This window comes from Mycobacterium sp. 852002-51613_SCH5001154 (genome assembly GCF_001667425.1).
GTDB lineage: Bacteria > Actinomycetota > Actinomycetes > Mycobacteriales > Mycobacteriaceae > Mycobacterium.
Genome location: NZ_LZII01000031.1, coordinates 95882 through 113027, shown reverse-complemented (window position 1 = coordinate 113027; position 17146 = coordinate 95882). Strand labels below are relative to the sequence as shown.

14 protein-coding genes are annotated in these 17146 nt (G+C 67.6%); 7 read left to right on the top strand and 7 right to left on the bottom strand.

The genetic code is table 11. The features are described 5' to 3' along the window. Positions 1-52 precede the first annotated feature (52 nt). Positions 53-649, top strand: a complete 597-nt coding sequence (locus tag A5750_RS26060) for an SHOCT domain-containing protein (RefSeq protein ID WP_066952958.1) — start codon at positions 53-55, stop codon at positions 647-649. A 4-nt stretch (positions 650-653) separates the two neighbouring features. Here A5750_RS26060 and A5750_RS08250 read toward each other — a convergent pair whose 3' ends face one another. Next, complete coding sequence (locus tag A5750_RS08250) at positions 654-1895, bottom strand: MFS transporter (RefSeq protein ID WP_067261970.1); 1242 nt, start codon at positions 1893-1895, stop codon at positions 654-656. 85 nt (positions 1896-1980) lie between these two features. Here A5750_RS08250 and A5750_RS08245 point away from each other — a divergent pair, with 85 nt between their 5' ends. The 3 genes from A5750_RS08245 to A5750_RS08235 are packed head-to-tail and all read left to right on the top strand — an operon-like array spanning position 1981 to position 5014. Then, a complete protein-coding gene (locus A5750_RS08245) occupies positions 1981-2808 on the top strand; it encodes a uracil-DNA glycosylase (protein WP_067261968.1) in 828 nt (275 codons plus the stop codon). Beyond that, entirely contained in the window at positions 2805-3923 is a 1119-nt protein-coding gene (locus tag A5750_RS08240; protein WP_067261966.1) for an FAD-binding protein, read from the top strand. Before A5750_RS08245 ends, A5750_RS08240 begins: the two co-directional genes overlap by 4 nt. A gap of 59 nt (positions 3924-3982) precedes the next feature. Continuing rightward, complete coding sequence (locus tag A5750_RS08235; RefSeq protein WP_066952966.1) at positions 3983-5014, top strand: LLM class flavin-dependent oxidoreductase; 1032 nt, start codon at positions 3983-3985, stop codon at positions 5012-5014. Here the strand turns inward: A5750_RS08235 and A5750_RS08230 are convergent. The 3 genes from A5750_RS08230 to A5750_RS08220 all read right to left on the bottom strand — a co-directional run bounded on the left by A5750_RS08230 (position 5011) and on the right by A5750_RS08220 (position 9905). Further along, entirely contained in the window at positions 5011-8928 is a 3918-nt protein-coding gene (locus tag A5750_RS08230) for a bifunctional diguanylate cyclase/phosphodiesterase (RefSeq protein WP_082959067.1), read from the bottom strand. The genes A5750_RS08235 and A5750_RS08230 overlap by 4 nt on opposite strands. Before the next feature lie 85 nt (positions 8929-9013). Next, on the bottom strand, positions 9014-9466 hold the full coding sequence (locus tag A5750_RS08225) for a nitroreductase family deazaflavin-dependent oxidoreductase (protein WP_066952968.1): 453 nt from the start codon (positions 9464-9466) through the stop codon (positions 9014-9016). Positions 9467-9476: 10 nt separating this feature from the next. Further along, positions 9477-9905 (bottom strand): HIT family protein, encoded by a 429-nt coding sequence (locus tag A5750_RS08220; RefSeq protein ID WP_066953048.1) that lies wholly within the window; start codon positions 9903-9905, stop codon positions 9477-9479. Positions 9906-9952: 47 nt separating this feature from the next. On the opposite strand from A5750_RS08220, the gene A5750_RS08215 reads away from it, so the two are divergent. Continuing rightward, entirely contained in the window at positions 9953-11344 is a 1392-nt protein-coding gene (locus A5750_RS08215) for an amidase (protein WP_082959066.1), read from the top strand. An 8-nt stretch (positions 11345-11352) separates the two neighbouring features. Here the strand turns inward: A5750_RS08215 and A5750_RS08210 are convergent, their stop codons facing one another. Beyond that, the gene (locus A5750_RS08210; protein WP_067261961.1) at positions 11353-11889 is read right to left on the bottom strand and encodes a DNA-deoxyinosine glycosylase; all 537 of its coding nucleotides are present in this window, start codon (positions 11887-11889) and stop codon (positions 11353-11355) included. Between the two features lie 11 nt (positions 11890-11900). Between A5750_RS08210 and A5750_RS08205 the strand changes: the two genes are divergently transcribed. After that, the gene (locus tag A5750_RS08205) at positions 11901-13046 is read left to right on the top strand and encodes an adenylate/guanylate cyclase domain-containing protein (protein WP_066953050.1); all 1146 of its coding nucleotides are present in this window, start codon (positions 11901-11903) and stop codon (positions 13044-13046) included. Between the two features lie 281 nt (positions 13047-13327). Continuing rightward, complete coding sequence (locus A5750_RS08200) at positions 13328-13909, top strand: hypothetical protein (RefSeq protein ID WP_066952975.1); 582 nt, start codon at positions 13328-13330, stop codon at positions 13907-13909. A gap of 36 nt (positions 13910-13945) precedes the next feature. Here A5750_RS08200 and A5750_RS08195 read toward each other — a convergent pair whose 3' ends face one another. Both A5750_RS08195 and embR read right to left on the bottom strand, forming a co-directional pair. Further along, entirely contained in the window at positions 13946-15724 is a 1779-nt protein-coding gene (locus tag A5750_RS08195) for a serine/threonine-protein kinase (protein ID WP_066953052.1), read from the bottom strand. 133 nt (positions 15725-15857) lie between these two features. Continuing rightward, on the bottom strand, positions 15858-17009 hold the full coding sequence (gene embR, locus A5750_RS08190; protein WP_067261960.1) for an ATPase/transcriptional regulator EmbR: 1152 nt from the start codon (positions 17007-17009) through the stop codon (positions 15858-15860). Positions 17010-17146: the final 137 nt, after the last annotated feature.

Here is a 17146-nt window from a genome sequence, read left to right as displayed (position 1 = left end):
GGGCCGGGGGGCGCTGTACAGTTGAGCGATTCTGGCGAAAGGCGGGTCAGAGATGTTCGGACGGCGAGATCTCAGCAAAGTCGGCATCCGTGCGTTTGCGGAGGTCCTCGCCGCCGAGCAGTCGGCGATTTCCGTCACGATCGGCAACCCGAACCTGGTTGGCAACACCGAAGTTCGTTGGAAGCTGCTGCTGCGGGTCACGCCGGACGCCGAACCGCCGTTCGAGGCCAGCCTCACCGCGCTGCTACCTCAGTTGAGCCCACCGCGTCCGGGCATGAGACTGCCGGTGCTCTACGACCCGAAGGACCACAGCCGCATCCAAATGGACCGCCAGCCGGCCGCCACGGCCGATGTGGCAATCGACGCCGTGACCTCGGCCCGTCCCGACCTGGCGGGCGCTCAGGTCATGGGTATGCCGATGGCCGATGTCATCCGCCAAGCCATTGCCGATCCGACCGCATTCCGGGATGAGATGATGCGGCGCGGAGCCGAGATGCAGCAGCAGGCGCTCGGCGCCATGCAGGCGGCGCAGACCCAACAGGCTGCGGACCCGATCGAGCGGCTCGAGCGGCTGGCCGCGCTGAAAGACCGGGGATTGCTCACCGATGAGGAATTCGAGCAGCAAAAGCGCAAGATCCTCGGCGACTGACGGATCACAGCGGCGACTGCCGACTTGCCTCCAAGTCCAACTCCCGCAACGACGGCAGCCGGATGGCCAACAACCCGATCAGCAGAATCGGCACCGCGAGCGCCAGGAAGGTGACGTTCAACCCGGCGGCGTCGGCGAGCGGACCGGCCACCAGCAGGCCCAACGGCCCGGCGGCGTAGGTCAGCCCCGCCATCACCCCGACCACCCTGCCGCGCAGATGATGAGGCGCGCGGGTCTGCATGACGTAGTTGTAGATGGGCTGGATCGGCCCGTAGACCAGGCCGGTCACCGCGCAGAGCACCAAGATCACCGGCAGCGGCGGCAGGAACGCGATGCCCACCGTCGCCGCGCCAAAGGTCAGGGTCGCCGTCAGAACGGCCGTACGCCGCCGGGTGTATTTCGAGAGCGCCGTATAGCCCAGCGCGCCCGCCACGCCACCGACCGCGAGGGCCATCAGCGCCCAACCCAACTCCGCAGGCTGGCCCTGCTCGGCGAAATACTTTGGGAAGAGCACGCTTTCCATCGGCAGGTACAACGCGGTGACGGCCAGGTCGATCAGGCCGAGCGTCCGGAGCACCCGCAGAGTCCAGACGAACCGCAGGCCCTCGACGATGCCGGACACCAACCCGCCGGGGCGGGTCGCGTGGTGGGGCTTGCCGGTGCCTTCGAGCCGCAGCGCACCAATCGCCAACAACGACAACCCGAAACAACCCGCCGTGACCCACATGGTGTTGACGCCGCCGACCGTGGCGATCATCAGGCCGCCGATGCCGGGGCCCACCATGAAACCAAGGTTGAGGATCGCCTCGTAGAGGCCGTTGGTGCGGTCCAACGACCAGCCCGCGCGGGCGGCGGCCTCGGGCAGCATCGACTGGCGCGCCGTGGTCGCCGCGGGGTCGAAGGCCGCCGCGCAGAAGGCCAATCCGGCCAGCTCGGCGACGTTGATCGCGTCGACGCCGAACACCCAGGTGGTCAGCGGGACGGCGCTCACCGCCGCGCCGGAGAGCGAGTCGGAAACGAGCGAAATCCGGCGCCGCCCGAAGAAGTCGACCGCGGTGCCGGCGACCAGGGTGGACAGCACCAGTGGCAGCGTCATGGCCGCGGCCACGATCGACGCGTCGCGCGCGCGGTCATGATGCTGCAACGCCAGCCATGGAAACGCGATCACCGAGATGCCGGTACCGGCCGTCGCCATCAGCGTGGCGGACAAGATGAGAAGCGCCGGGCCGCGGCTCGTATGGCTCATGAAATATCCCGGGCAGAATTTAGCCGTTGATTTGCGGCGAGACCACCGAATATTTCGGGGCGTTCGGCCGCCGCCTACCGGCTGACTGCAGGATGTTCATGTGCTCCTCCACCCTCGTACCGGCCAGGCGTTCGATTCCCCAGTGGTCCCCGGCACCGGATGGCCGGGTGATCCGGCGACCCCGCAGACCACCGTGGCCGCCGACGCCGCACAGGTCGCCGCGCTCGCGCCGCACGCCGCGTCGATCCCCGAACTCGACGCCCTGATCAGCGTCTGCCGGGCGTGCCCGCGGTTGGTCGAATGGCGCGAAGACGTGGCCGTCATCAAGCGCCGCGCGTTCGCCGACCAGCCGTATTGGGGCCGGCCCGTGCCGGGCTGGGGGTCGGAGCGGCCGCGGCTGTTGATCGTCGGGTTGGCCCCCGCCGCGCACGGGGCCAACCGAACCGGACGCATGTTCACCGGCGACCGGTCCGGCGATCAGCTTTACGCGGCGCTGCACCGGGCCGGGCTCGTCAACCAACCCACCAGCGTGGATGCCGCGGATGGGTTGCGGGCCAACGGGGTTCGCATCGCGGCACCGGTGCGGTGCGCGCCCCCGGCCAACGCCCCGACGCCGGCGGAGCGCGACACCTGCTGGCCCTGGCTGGAGGCCGAATGGCGGCTGGTATCCGAGCATGTGCGCACGATCGTGGCGTTGGGCGGCTTCGCCTGGCAAATCGCGCTGCGCCTGCCGGGAGCGTCCGCCATGCGCAAACCGCGGTTCGGCCACGGGGTGGTGGCGCAATTCGCCCCTGGTGTGCGGTTACTCGGCTGCTACCACCCGAGCCAGCAAAACATGTTTACCGGTAGGTTGACACCAGCAATGCTCGACGACGTTTTCCGAGACGCGAAAAGGCTGGCAGGGATCAAGTGACTGACGTTCTGATTTCCGGCGCGAGCGTGGCCGGTGCAACGGCGGCTTATTGGCTTGGACGGCACGGTTATTCGGTCACCGTGGTGGAGCGCCACCCCGGGCCGCGGCCGGGCGGTCAGGCGATCGACGTGCGCGGGCCGGCGCTGGGAGTGCTGGAACGCATGGGGCTGCTGGCCGCCGCCCAAAAACGGAAGACGCAAATTCGGGGCGCTTCCGTCGTCGACCGCGACGGCAACGAGCTCTCCCGCGACACGGAGTCGACGCCCACCGGCGGACCCATCGACAGCCCCGATATCGAGCTCTTGCGTGACGACCTCGTCGAATTGTTGTACGGCGCAAGCCAATGGACGGCCGAATACATCTTCGATGACACCATCATCGGCTTGGAGGACGACGGCACGGCCGTCAACGTGACCTTCGAACGTGCCCCTCCGCGCAGCTTCGACCTGGTCGTCGGGGCAGACGGACTGCACTCGAACGTGCGCCGATTGGTGTTCGGCCCCGAGGACCAATTCATCGAGCGGCTGGGCACTTACGCGGCGATCTTCACCGTGCCCAATTTTCTCGACTTGGACTATTGGCAGACGTGGCATTACGGGGACTCCACGATGGCCGGGGTGTACAGCGCCCGCAACAACAGCGAGGCCCGGGCCATGCTGGGTTTCATGGACACCGATCTGCGCATCGACTACCGCGATACCGAGGCGCAGTTCGCCGAGCTGGAGCGGCGGATGGCCGACGACGGGTGGGTCCGTCCCCAACTGCTGGAATACCTGCGCGGCGCAGCGGATTTCTACTTCGACGAGATGTCCCAGATCAAGATGGACCGCTGGTCGAAGGGCCGGGTGGCGCTGGTCGGCGATGCCGGATATTGCTGTTCGCCGTTGTCGGGCCAGGGAACCAGCGTCGCCCTCCTGGGCGCCTACATCCTGGCCGGCGAGCTCGCCACCGCGGGTGATGACTACGAACTCGGCTTCACCAACTACCGCAAGGAGTTCAACGACTACGTCAGCCGCAACCAATGGCTTGTCGTCGACAACATTCCGGGCGGGGCGCCGATCCCGCAGGAGGTCTTCGACCGCATCGTCAGTTCGATCACGCTGAAGGACTACTGAGATACGAAGGACCGTTGACGCCCGGGAACGTTCGCACGCCATCAGACGTTGACGCGAACGTGCGTCTTTCCGTCCTTGATCTCGTCCCGGTGCGCACCGACCAGACGACCAGCGATGCGCTCGCCGCGACCGTGCAACTGGCACAGGCCGCGGATCGCCTGGGTTTCACGCGCTACTGGGTCGCCGAGCACCACAACATGCCGTCGGTCGGCGCCACCAGCCCGCCGGTCCTGATCGCCTATCTGGCCGCGCAGACCACGCAGGTGCGGCTGGGGTCCGGCGGTGTGATGCTGCCCAATCACGCGCCGCTGGCGGTGGCCGAGCAGTTCGCGCTGCTGGAGGCCGCCGCCCCGGGCCGCATCGACCTGGGCATCGGTCGGGCGCCCGGGTCCGACCCGGTGACCTCCTACGCGCTGCGCGGCGGCCGGGACGACCGTGACATCGAAAACTTTCCGGAGTACCTCGACGACGTGGCGGCGCTGATGAGCGCGCGCGGCGTGGTGGTACCGCTGCGCTCGGGGGACTATCGCCTCAAGGCGACTCCGGCGGCGGCCGGTGAGCCACGCTTGTGGCTACTGGGCTCGTCGATGTACTCGGCGCATCTGGCCGCCGCCAAGGGGCTGCCGTACGTCTTCGCGCATCACTTCTCGGGCAGCGGAACCGAAGAGGCGCTCGAGCTCTATCGCTCCCGATTCAGGCCCAGCCCCCTAACCCCCGAACCGCTGACGTTCCTGACCGTGAACGCCGCGGTGGCCGAAACACGCGACGAGGCAACGGCATTGATGCTGCCCAACCTACAGATCATGGCGAAGCTGCGCACCGGACAGCCCCTGGGCCCGGTGCCCCTGGTTGAGGAAGCCCAAGACGCCGAGCTGACGCCGCAGCAGGAGCGCATCGTGGAGAGCGGGCTGCAACGAGCGGTCCTCGGTACACCGGCCGAGGCCGCCGACCAGTTGCGAGCGCTTGCGCAGCGGTTCGACGTCGACGAGGTGATGGTGCACCCGGTCGCCTCGGCTCGCCGCGGCATCGACCCGGCCACCGCTCCGGCACGGGTGCTGACGCTGGAATTGCTGGCCAAGGAGTTGTTTTAACCGTCCGTCATAGCCGATCGTTCGGATTGGATGCCCGCGATCGCGCTCCGGGTTGTGATCCAGCGTTGCAGTTCGTCCGGCGGCAACGGCGCGCTGTGCACGAACCCTTGGGTGATGGTGCAGCCGTAGCGCCGCAGCGCGCTCAGGGTGACCTCGTCTTCGACCCCCTCGGCGACCAGGTCGGCGCCCAGGTTCTGGGCCAAGTCCACGGTGGACTGCACAATGGCAACCGACCGCGGGTCCTGGGCCAGCCGCGCTACGAACCTTCGGTCGAGTTTGAGTTCGTCGACCGAGACATCCTGCAGGCGCGCCAGAGACGACCATCCGGTGCCGTAGTCGTCCAGCGAGATCCGAACGCCGAGAAGCTGCAGGGCGGCGACGGTGTTGCGGGAGCGCTCCGAATCGACGAGGGCGCTCTCGGTGATCTCGACGATCAGCGCTTCGGGGGGTAGGCCGTGGACCCGCAGCAGCCGCTCGATGGTGACGGCGAGGTCGAGGTCGAGCAGGTTCGTCGTCGACAGGTTCACCGCGACTGTCAGCGGAATGCCCTGGTCGCGCCAGGACCGAACCTGCTCGAGCGTGAGGTTGATGGTGCGATTGGCGATCGTGCGCATCAAGCCGGCCCGCTCCGCGGCCGGAAGGAATTCCTCTGGCAGCAGCAACCCGCGGGTGGGATGTCGCCAGCGCAGCAACGCCTCGACGCTGTGGACGTTTCCGTCACTCGCGTTCACCTTGGGCTGGTAGTGCACCGTCAACTGGTCGCCATCGATCAGCGCGGCCCGCAACTCCCCGACGAGGTTGGGGTCGTGATCACGGTCAATCTCAAAGGCGGACTCGTACACCGCGATCCTGCTGAGGGCGGACTTGGCGTGCGGGATCGCCGCCTCGGCGCGATTCAACAGCTCCTGCGGATGGTCGCAGTGATCGGGGTAGAGCGCGATGGCGATGCAAGCATCGATCTGCACGCTGATGGCGTCGAGTTCGAATGGGATGCTGACGCCTTCGAGCAACCGCCCCGCCTGGGCGCGTGCGGCGACCAGATCCGATCCCTCACCGAGCAGGATGGCGAATTCTTCGTCGCTCACGCGCGCAAGCAGGTCATCGCGACGAACGCTGTGCGCCAGTCGGTTTGCGATGTGCCACACCAGCTCATCACCGAAGTGGCGACCGACGGAGTCGTTGATCTCGCGCAGCTTATGCAGATTCAGCAAGAGCAGCGAACGACGCGACGACGTCCCGACGGGTGACGCGGAAGCCGACAGCTCGGTCAGCGCCGTCGCGAGTGATCGCCGATTGGGCAGGGTGGTCAATTCGTCCGTCATGGCCTGCTGGTGGCTTTCGGCCAGCATGCTGATATCCCGGAAGGTCACCGAGAATCGGGCGGCGACCGCAACGAGGCTCAGCGCGGCGAGCGTCGACGCGAGCCGCGAACCGTGCCCCAGGATGGTGACGCCCAGTGCTACGACGGTGCAGGTCACCGGAACCGCGTAGGAGGCGAGTCCACGCCGTGCCGCCGGCGCCGCCGACGACCCACGCGCCCAGCTGGCCATCGCCACCAGCAGCGACGAAGCCGGCCAGAGCGCGTCCAGCGTGGTGCCGACCCGGTATGAGCCCGCCGAGGTTTGAAAGAGGTAGGCCGTGTCGGCGACCGCGAAGCCAACCAGCCCGACCACCAGAAAACCCCAGCGAAATTCGCTGCGCCAACCGAGGATTGGCAGCATGCCGACGGCCAGCGCCAGCAGGACCAGATCGCCCCACGGGTAGACCAGACCCACCAGCACGGTGGCGGGTGTCCGTGCGGCGGCGCCATGCATGGGCCCGGCCCGCAGCGCCGCGGCCAGTGCGGCGACGGCCAACGCGCACACCAGGGAATCGAGGCGGATGGGCATCGGCACCCGCTTGAGGCGCGATCGCATCAGCAGCAGAATCCCGGCATAGACGAGCGGATAGAAAGCCAGGTATTCGGGATCGGCAACCGAGGGCGACTGGGCGTTCGGGACCCATAAGGCATAGGCGACGTCACCTAGCGCCGACAACGCCATGCCCGCCGCGATCAAAGACCACGCAAGGCGGTCGGCCTTGAGGCGGCACGCGCGCACGGCAATCAGCCCGGCCGCCAGCAGGTTCAACGCCGAGTACAGGGATTTGGCGAAGAAGACGCTGTGGCTGGCGTTCGGGTAGAGGGCGCTGGTCGCAGTGAACGCGACCACGCCAATGATCAAGAGGGCCAATGCAATCCGGATGGCTGTCGGGGGCCACCGGACGCCGTCGATACCTTCCTGCGGTTGCACCGGCCGTGACGTCCCTACGTCAGCGGCGCGCCTGAACATCGGTGCGGCGCCCGGCTTGGCGACCTTTACTGCCGCCGGGATGGGCCCCGTCGGCTGCGCGGTCGAGAACGAGAGGGACAGATCCGGCACGAAGCTCCGAATGCATTGGCCGCCTTCGCGTTTAGCGGTGTACATGGCCAGGTCGGCATGCCTGAGGAGCTGCTCGACGCTGCAGTCCGACGAGGCGGTGGCGACCGTGTAACCGACACTCGGTCGGACCGGTATCGGAACGCCATCGACCAGAATCGGGGCGTTGAACGCCTCGAGAACCCGTCGCGCCGCTCCTTGTGATTCTTCGATGGACCCCTCGATGAGCACTGCGAACTCATCACCACCGAGGCGAGCGGTGACGCACCTGTCGTCCAAGGCGGCGGTGAGCCGCCCGGCGACCCGGATCAGCAATTCGTCACCGGCAGGGTGGCCGAGGGCGTCGTTGACCGATTTGAAATTGTCGAGGTCGAGGCACAACACCGCAATGGGCGAAATTTCGCAGCTTCGCCGGGCGACGGCCTGCTCCAGCCGATCGAGGAAGTAGGCCCGATTGGCCAGCCCCGTCAGGCTGTCACGGAACGCTTCCCGCGCCACCTCGGACAACAACCTCTGGTTCTCCATCAGCATGACGAATTGCCGGACGAGCACCGCGGCCACCAGGATCCCCAGCGCGATCAGCAGAGGTCCGTGCGCCATCAACCTGACCGCGCGGGTCAGCCCGACTGCGGCGGCCACCAGCAGCGGCAGGTACGGCAGCCACAGCCGGGTGCGCGACCGTATTTCGTCGTCACGCGCCCCCGGCACCGGCACCTCGTAGACGCTCGACAGCGCGGCGAGCGCGATCATGGCGAGCCCGCCCACTCTGCCGAGGTCCACGAGATCGCTGACCTGGTAGCTGCCGATCCCGCTCTTGAACACCATCGTGATGTCGGCAATGCTGATCGTCGTCACGCCCCCGGCCAGCAGGTTGCGGCTCGGCGGGTCGCCGCGACGAACCCGGGACAGCATCAGGATCGAGGTCGTCAGCAGGAGGACGTCGTTGAAGACTTCGGCGATCGTCGTCGCCTGCGAACCGCTGTCCTCGCGCAGTTGTTTCTCGAGGACGAAGACCCACGACACCACGAACAGCGACGTCGCCACGATGAGGCCGTCCAGCACCAGTCGCCGCGGGCTTTGCCGCGAGAAGCGCGACAACAGCACCAGCGATGCGTACGCGCCGAACGGCCATAGCAACAGCACGATCTCCGCGGCGGCGGGATGGGTGGCGTGGGCCAGTTCCGGACGCACGTCGTACACGGCCCAGATGACCTCGCCCGCCGCCCAGCCCAGCTGGGCCGTCACCATTGCCAGCCACCCGGCCCTTTGCCGACCGGCCGCCGACCGGGCCGCGTAGCCGGCACACCCCGCCCCGAACAGCAGGCACACCGCCAGGGCGATTTCGTCGACCGGTCGGGTTGCGTAGGCGCCCTCCCAGCCGCCGATCGAGGAAGCCACCACCAGGGCGGCCGCCAAACCGTATGCACCGACGAAGAGCCAACCGAGCCGCGGGGGCAGCCTGAATCGCCGCCAAGGGTTTCCCGCCCACGGACTCATACCCGCTCCAGCCGATCCCGCGCCGTTTGGTGAGCCATCGAGTAATTCACCGCGCGCTAGTGGAGAATAAACCTCCGCGTCAGGTTCAGGGTCGACGTCGCGCGAGTACCACGACGGGAATCGGTCGCGAGGTCTTCTGCTGGTAGGCCGTGTACCGGTCGCCGTTGTTCTTGTTGACGATCTGCCACAGCCGGGCGTAGTCGGGATCGTCCGGCAGCACCGCGCGGGCGGTCATCGCCAAACGCTTTGGCCCGACGTTGATCTCCACGTCCGGATGCTTGCGCAGGTTGTGATACCAGCCGGGCGCGCGCGGGTCGCCGCCCTTGGAAGCGACGATCAGGTAGTCGTCGCCGTCCCGGGCATAGGTGAGCGCCGCTGTTCGCGCCTGGCCCGTCTTAGCGCCCACGGTATGGAGCAGCAGGCTGGGTATCAGCAGCATGCGATGACCGATCCAGCCGTTCGTCCTGCGATAGACGGTGTCGTGTACGCGCAGGACCTGAGGCAGCAACCGCTGCTCGACCCAGGACGGAAGTGCCATCCGCCCAGTATTACTGGCTGGCGTCGATGCGGGCCAGAGCCGAGCGCAGGATTTCCGCGGTGGCGTCCCGGTCGGGGTCGCGCCGCAGCAACATTCCCTTGGCGACCGACAGTTTGTCGCCGTTGCGCCGGGGCAGCACGTGTAGGTGGATGTGGAACACCGTCTGAAAGGCGGCGCTGCCGTCGTTGATCGCGATGTTGGTCGCGTCGGCCAACTCCGTCGCGCGGGCGGCGCGGGCGATCCGTTGGCCGATGGTGACCAGCCCAGCCAGCGTCTCCGGCGGCGTGTCGGTGAGATCCACGCTGTGCCTCTTGGGGATCACCAGGGTGTGGCCGCGGGTGAACGGGCGGATGTCGAGGATCGCCAGGTAGTCGTCGTCTTCATGGATCCGGATGGCCGGGGCCTCGCCGGCGACGATCGCACAGAACACGCAGGGCATGTCGCCCACGGTACTGGCCGGCCCGGTGCGGGGGATACGCTGCCGCAGTGGACGCTCGCGACGTGGCCTTTGCCGGCGCGGCGGCTCAGGCACGAATGCTGGCCGACGGCGAACTGACCGCGCCCGAGCTGCTCGAAATCTACCTGGAACGGATCGCGCGGCTGGACAGCCAGCTGCGCTGCTATCGCGTGGTGCTCTCGGACAGCGCGCGTTACGAGGCCGCCGTCGCGCAGGACCGCCTCGACGCCGGCGAGCGGCTCCCGCTGCTCGGGGTGCCGATCGCGATCAAAGACGATGTCGACGTCGCCGGCGAGGTGACGACCTATGGCAGCGGCGGACACCGCCCCGCCGCGACCTCCGACGCGGAGGTGGTCCGCCGGCTACGCGCCGCGGGCGCCGTCATCCTCGGCAAGACCAATGTGCCCGAGCTGATGATGTTTCCCTACACCGAATCGCTGACGTTCGGTGCGACCCGCAACCCATGGAATCCCAGGCGAACTCCAGGCGGCAGCAGTGGCGGCAGCGCCGCCGCGGTGGCCGCCGGACTCGCTCCGCTGGCGCTGGGGTCCGACGGTGGCGGGTCGATTCGCATCCCGGCGATCTGGTGCGGACTGTTCGGCGTCAAACCACAACGGGATCGAGTGTCGTTGGAGCCGCACGACGATGCGTGGTACGGGCTGAGTGTCAACGGCCCGCTCGCCCGGTCGGTCCTGGACGCGGCGCTTTTCCTCGATGCGACGTCGACCGTGCCGGGGCCCGAGGGCGAGTTCGCGGCCGCGGCGACGCGTCACCCCGGCAAGCTGCGAATTGCCTTGAGCACCAAGTCGCCAACGCCGCTGCCCGTCAGGATCGGCAAGCATCAGCTCACGGCGGTAGAACAGGCCGGCGCGTTGCTCCGCGATCTCGGTCATGACGTGATCACCGCCGACCCCGACTATCCGCCGTCGGCCATCATGACCAATTACCTGCCCCGCTACCTGCGCGGTATCAGTGACGACGCCGATTCGCTCGCTTACCCCGAACGTCTCGAAGCGCGCACCCGCAACCTGGCGCGCGCCGGTTCGTTTTTCTCGGACCGCCGAATGACCGCCCTTCGCGACGCGGAGCCGGCAGCGGCCGCCCGGATCCAAGCGATCTTCGACGACGTCGATGTCGTCGTCACGCCCGGCAACGCGACGGGCCCGTCTCGCATCGGCGCCTACCAGCGCCGCGGCGCGGTATGGACGCTGCTGGCGGTGGCGCAACAGGTGCCCTACCAGCAGGTCTGGAACCTGACCGGACAGCCTGCGGCGGCCGTGCCGTGGGACTTCGACGGTGACGGTCTGCCGATCGCCGTGCAGCTGGTGGGTAGGCCGTACGACGAAGCGACGCTGTTGTCGCTGGCCGCGCAGATCGAATCCGTCAGGCCGTGGGCACACCGGCAACCGCCGGTGTCATAAAGAGCGCCTCATCTATTGCGCCGACCCGCTTCGCCCGGCTTCGCCGCGCTCGCGATCGACGTGATCTCGCGCCACGCGGCCAGCTTGGCGCCCGGTCGGATGGCGTTTGCCGGGCTCGTCGACGGTAGCCGCCGGTACTCGACCCGCTCGTCGGCCTCGGCGAGCCTGCGGTACAGCTCCGCAGCCTTGGCGCCGTTAAAGTAGACCCGCGCGATCGTTGGGTACCGCGCGAACAGTCCATCGAAGTCGTTGACCGCCAGGCTTTTCGGCTCGATTGCCGCATCCGCGCTGCCGGCGCGGCGACATGCGCGCAAGACGTCCCAGAGGGCCACGCCCGCCGATTGCAGCGCGACCAGCCGTGCTTCGTACGGCGCCGTCGCGTCGAACCCGAACAGCTCGGCGGTGATCGGCCAGAACGCATTTCGGGGATTGCCGTAGTACTGACCGACTGCCAGGGATTGTGCGCTGGGAAATGACCCCAGGATCAGCACACTCGCGTGCTCATCGACGATCGGCGGAAATCCCCGCAGCAGAGGTGTGCTCATCGCTTTCCATCATGGCTCGCGATCGGCGCCCGTTGTACGTTGACGAAGTGGACGAGGACCTACTCGACGGACTCGAGGGCAGCGCACGCGCCGAACGGGCCGAATTGGTGGAGTGGCTGCTCGAGCAGGGCATCACCGCCGAGGAGATCAGGACGACCAATCCGCCGCTGCTGCTGGCCACCCGCCACCTCATCGGTGACGACGGCAGTTACGTGTCCGCCCGAGAGATCAGCGAGACCCACGGCATCGAACTGGACCTTCTGCAGCAGTTGCAACGCGCCATCGGTCTGGCCCGAATCGAGGACCCCGATGCCGTCGTGCACATGCGCGCCGACGGTGAAGCCGCCGCCTACGCCCGGCGTTTCGTCGAGCTGGGCCTGGATCCCGAGCAGGTGGTGCTGGTGGTCCGGGTGCTCGCGGAAGGCCTGTCCCGGGCCGCCGAGGTCATGCGCTACTCCGCGCTTTCGGCGATCATGCGGCCGGGGGCAACCGAACTGGAAATCGCCAAGGCGTCAAAGGCATTAGTCAGCCAAATCGCGCCCGAACTCGGCCCGCTGCTGCGGCACATGATGTTCATGCAGCTGCGCCACATGATGGAGACCGAAGCGGTCAACGCCGCCGAGCGCGCCGCCGGCCAGCCGCTGCCGGGAGCGCGTCAGATCACGGTGGCCTTCGCCGACCTCGTCGGCTTCACCCGGATCGGCGAAGCGGTGTCGGCGGAGGAGCTGGGTCATCTGGCCAACCGGCTGGCGGTCCTGGCCCGAGACGTCACCGTCCCGCCCGTGCGGTTCATCAAGACGATCGGCGACGCGGTCATGTTCGTCTGCCCCGATCCGCTGCCCATGCTCGACGTGGTGGTGAAGCTCGTGGACGCCGTCGACACCGACGCCGACTTCCCGCGGCTGAGAGCGGGGGTGGCCTCCGGCATGGCGGTGAGCCGGGCGGGAGACTGGTTCGGCAGCCCGGTCAACGTCGCGAGCCGGGTCACCAGTGTGGCGCGCCCGGGCACGGTGCTGGCGGCGGACTCGGTCTGGGAGACGATCGGCGACGCCGGCCGATTCGATGCGTCGTTCGCCGGGGCGCGCCGCCTCAAGGGCATCAAGAACGAGGTCAAGCTCTTCCGGATCCGCCGCGGGGACGGTTCTGGCGGCGACTGACCGGGGAAATCCTGCGGACATGGGCAGGCCCGGACGACGCTAGGGGGCGTTGGGCTCCGTCATGCGCGGGTCCTACGCGGCCGGTTTTCTACCCTGACATCCGGCGCTTGGGAATTGGTCGTTTCCGGGCCTGCTTCGCTACCAAAAATACAACTTTGAACTGCCCATATCAACGGGTTTTCCGCACCCGACGCGCCTTCTGCGCGCGGGCCGGTGCGGGGCTGCGTTCGCCGGCGGTGAACGCCATTCCATTGCGGCTGTAACGATGTAATCATGTAATTATGAAATCTCACCACACGCACGGCCGGCGCTACGGCCGCCCCGGCGGCTGGCAGCAGGCACAGCAACCCGACGCGAGCGACGCCGCCGAATGGTTCGCCGGGCGCCTGCCCGAAAGCTGGTTCGACGGCGACCCGACGGTCATCGTCGACCGCGAAGAGATCACGGTCATCGGGAGACTGCCCGAACCGCAGGGCTCGGAGAAAGAGACCGAGGCCCGCGCGGAAGGGCGCGCGTCGCGCTTCCGCGAGGAAACCCGTTCGGAGCGAATGCGCATCGCCGACGAGGCGCAGGATCGCTACGGCCGCAAGGTTTCCTGGGGCGTCGAGATCGGCTCCAGCACCGGCGCGGAGCGAATCCTCTTCACTCACATCGCAGTACCTGTGATGACGCGCTTGAAGCAACCGGAGCGTCAGGTGCTCGACACATTGGTCGACGCCGGCGTCGCGCGGTCCCGCGCGGACGCGCTCGCGTGGTCGGTCAAGCTCGTCGGCGAACATGCCGAGGAATGGTTGGCCAAGTTGCGTAGCGCCATGTCGGCGGTCGACGATCTGCGCGCCGAGGGCCCCGACCTTCAGTCGTAATTCAAAGTCACAGTGCGGCTAAAGGTTTGGATCCGATCAGCCACCGTAATTGGTCCACCAGGTATGCAGGTCCTCGATGGCCGGGGGATCCCCGTAGACGTCACAGAGCATGAGTTTCGCCTCGTTGGTCCATATCACGTTGGGGTGGTTTTTATAGGTGCCGCAAGCGATCATGCCCGCGGTCACCGACGGCGTGCTGTCGTGGTGCCAGCCATCCGGTGACGTGCCGGCTCCGGGGCAATTCATCAGCTGCACGGCGGCCACGTCGTCGTCGAACGCCTTCTTGAGCAGGTCCGTGTTGGCGAACAGGCCGTAGACCGCGCGGGATGGGCCACCCTGATTGGTGTTCTGGTCGCAGTCGACCATGGCCAGCGCATTCACCCAAATGCTGTTGGACTTCGGGGTCGCGGGCGTGCAAGCGCCACTGGGATACCCGGCGGGCAGCATGCCCAGCAGCTTGCCCTGCGGGTTGGCGGGCCGAGTAGTTGTCGTGGTGGTGGGGACGGTCCTGGTGGTGGTCGTCGTCGACGTGCGGTTCGCCTGCGGGTTGCTGTCGTCGCCTCCCATGAATATCGCGATGCCCACGGCAGCCAGGACCACGACGATCACCAGCGCGGCGACGGCGGCGACGATGGGCCAGGGGTTGCGTCGTTTCGGTGGGGGTTGGTTCCAGGCGGGTGGGCCGCCGAATTGTTGTGGTGCACTGCCCCAATTGGCGTTGGCGGCTTGGTAATAGGGCGGCGTGACCGGGGGCTGGGCGGCGGCCGGAATGGGCCCACTGTCGGGCCGCCAGGGCGGAGCGCTTTGCCCGGGAACCGGAGTCGAGCCGAGCGCCGGGGTGGGTGTCGGTGCATTCTGGCCCGGCGACGGTGGCGGGGTGTTGGCCGCCGGACGCGGCGGCGGGGGAGGCGCCATCACGGTGCCCGGCAGGGTGGCTTCTTGGCTGCGGCGCAAGATGGTGGCGGCGTGGTCCTGGTCGGGGTCGCTGAGCGCGTCGTGGGCGGCCAGGGCCAGGTCGCCGGCGCTGGCGTAGCGGTCCTCGGGTTTCTTGGCCATCCCGCGGGTGACTACCGCGTCGAAGCCCTTGGGGATGCCCGGGCGCACCGCGGTGGGCTGGGGGATGGGGTTCATGGTGTGGGCGGTAACCAGTGCGCCCGCGCTGCTGGATGTGTAGGGCGGCGAGCCGGTGAGGCATTCGTAGAGCACGCAGGCCAGCGCGTAGATGTCGGCGCGGTAAGTGACTTCGGCATTGGAAAAGCGTTCGGGCGCCATGTATTTCCAGGTGCCGACCGCGGTGCCCAACTGGGTGAGCTTCTCGTCGGTGGTGGCGCTGGCGATGCCGAAGTCGACCAGGTAGGCGAAGTCGTCGCGAGTGACCAGGATGTTCTGCGGTTTGACGTCGCGATGCATCACTCCCGCGGCATGGGCGGCATCGAGCGCCGAGGCGATCTGGGTGATGATGGCCACCGCGCGCGGCGGGGCCAGCGGGCCAAAGCGTTTGAGCACGCTGTCTAGGTCGGTGCCCTCGATCAGGCGCATCTCCAAGAACATCTGCCCATCGATTTCGCCGTAGTCGTGAATGGGCACCACGTGCGGCTCCTGCAAACGACCGGCGGTGCGGGCTTCACGTTTCATCCGCTCGCGAAAGACCGGGTCCCTGCTGAACGTCTCCGAGAGCAGCTTGACCGCCACCGTCCACTCCTTGACGGTGTGCTCGGCCTCGTAAACCTCCCCCATCCCACCCCGGCCCAGCAGCCGCTTTAGGTGATAAGGCCCAAATTCCGTCCCCGCCCGCGAGGCCTGCTCATCACTCATCGCCGATCCTTCACCCAGCCACCACACCGTCGACAACCCAACAATCGCCGGGCACACGGGTCAGCCGCAACCCCCTGGCCCAGCAACCATGACCGTAAGCCCCCGCCCAGCCCGACGCATGACAATCAACCGATTAGCCCGGTGTGCTCTCGCCGTCCGTGGCGATCTGAAACGTGAATTCGTGGTCGCAGATGCGGACGTGGTCGCCGTCGCGCAGCGTGGCGGCGGAGCGGATTCGCTCATGCTGCACGTGCACCCCGTTGGAAGAGCGGAGGTCGTTGATGATGAAGCTGGTGCCCGTGTCGACGATGACCGCATGGTGGCGGCTGACTTTGGGGCTGTCGAGGACGATGTCGTTGTCGCTGAGCCGCCCGATCCGGGTCGCCGCCGCTCGCAGCGGATAGCTGCGTCCCGAGATCTCGTGCAGATACGCGATGGCCTGCTGGCCGGACACCATGGTGTGCTGTTCGAGGACCGTGACCGTATCGACGGCGGCGGTCTTGGCGGTTCGCTTCACGTCTAGCGGTTCCTGCCGCAGGATCTGCTCATTGAGCGACCGCAGTGTCGGTCCCGGATCGATCCCCAGGTCGTCCGCGAGAGTGGTTTTGACGCGGCGGTAGGCGGCCAACGCGTCAGATTGGCGGTCGGTCAGATAGTATGCCGTGATCAACTGGGCCCACAGCGGCTCGCGGTAGGGATGTTCCGCGGTCAGCGTCTCCAGCTCGGTGATCACGGCGAACGCACGCCCGCAAGCAATTTCGGCCTCCGCCTTTGCGCCATGGACCAGGATCTTTTCCTCGACAAGGGAAGTGGCGAAGGTGTCGACGAATTGGAACTCGCGCAGGTCCTCGAGCACCGGCCCGCGCCACTGCGCCAATGCCGCCGCCAAGTGCTGGCCGGCCTCTTCGAATCTGCCCGTGGCGGCGGCATGCACGCCCGCCGTCTTCTCGGCGATGAACCGCCCCAGATCGCAATCGTTTTCGGCGATGTTGAGCCGGTATCCGGGAGGCGCCGCGGCCAACACCGCCCGCGGGTCGATGCCGGCGCCGCTGAGCAGCTTACGCAGGTTGGACACGTAGGAATGAATGCTGGCGCGTGCCCCCGACGGCGGCTCGTCGTCCCACAGAGCCGTGATGAGCCGGTCCACCCCCACCGGACTGTTGCGGTTCATCAGCAGCATGGCCAGCACCGCCCGCTGTTTGGGGGTGCCCAGGGGCACCAGCGTGCCGTCGACGCTCATCTCCAGCGGTCCGAGCAGGCCGAGTTCGAGACGCTTGTCCACCATCGCCTATCGGTCCTTCCGGTCACTACCGTTGCCATTCTGCTGCAACCCCCACGGAGCCGACGCAGTGACACTAACTTTTGGCACCGGGAGTGAAATGCGTTCCCCGCGACGCGATTGCGGCCAGGCCACGCGGCGGG

What these genes read in the sequence shown, in the direction of transcription:
- A5750_RS08230 (WP_082959067.1), bottom strand. Translation starts at nt 8,928, where the DNA reads ATGAGTCCGTGGGCGGGAAACCCTTGGCGGCGATTCAGGCTGCCCCCG.
- A5750_RS08205 (WP_066953050.1), top strand. Translation starts at nt 11,901, where the DNA reads ATGGCTCGCGATCGGCGCCCGTTGTACGTTGACGAAGTGGACGAGGAC.
- A5750_RS08200 (WP_066952975.1), top strand. Translation starts at nt 13,328, where the DNA reads ATGAAATCTCACCACACGCACGGCCGGCGCTACGGCCGCCCCGGCGGC.
- A5750_RS08225 (WP_066952968.1), bottom strand. Translation starts at nt 9,466, where the DNA reads ATGGCACTTCCGTCCTGGGTCGAGCAGCGGTTGCTGCCTCAGGTCCTG.
- A5750_RS26060 (WP_066952958.1), top strand. Translation starts at nt 53, where the DNA reads ATGTTCGGACGGCGAGATCTCAGCAAAGTCGGCATCCGTGCGTTTGCG.
- embR (WP_067261960.1), bottom strand. Translation starts at nt 17,009, where the DNA reads ATGGTGGACAAGCGTCTCGAACTCGGCCTGCTCGGACCGCTGGAGATG.
- A5750_RS08195 (WP_066953052.1), bottom strand. Translation starts at nt 15,724, where the DNA reads ATGAGTGATGAGCAGGCCTCGCGGGCGGGGACGGAATTTGGGCCTTAT.
- A5750_RS08220 (WP_066953048.1), bottom strand. Translation starts at nt 9,905, where the DNA reads ATGCCCTGCGTGTTCTGTGCGATCGTCGCCGGCGAGGCCCCGGCCATC.
- A5750_RS08250 (WP_067261970.1), bottom strand. Translation starts at nt 1,895, where the DNA reads ATGAGCCATACGAGCCGCGGCCCGGCGCTTCTCATCTTGTCCGCCACG.
- A5750_RS08210 (WP_067261961.1), bottom strand. Translation starts at nt 11,889, where the DNA reads ATGAGCACACCTCTGCTGCGGGGATTTCCGCCGATCGTCGATGAGCAC.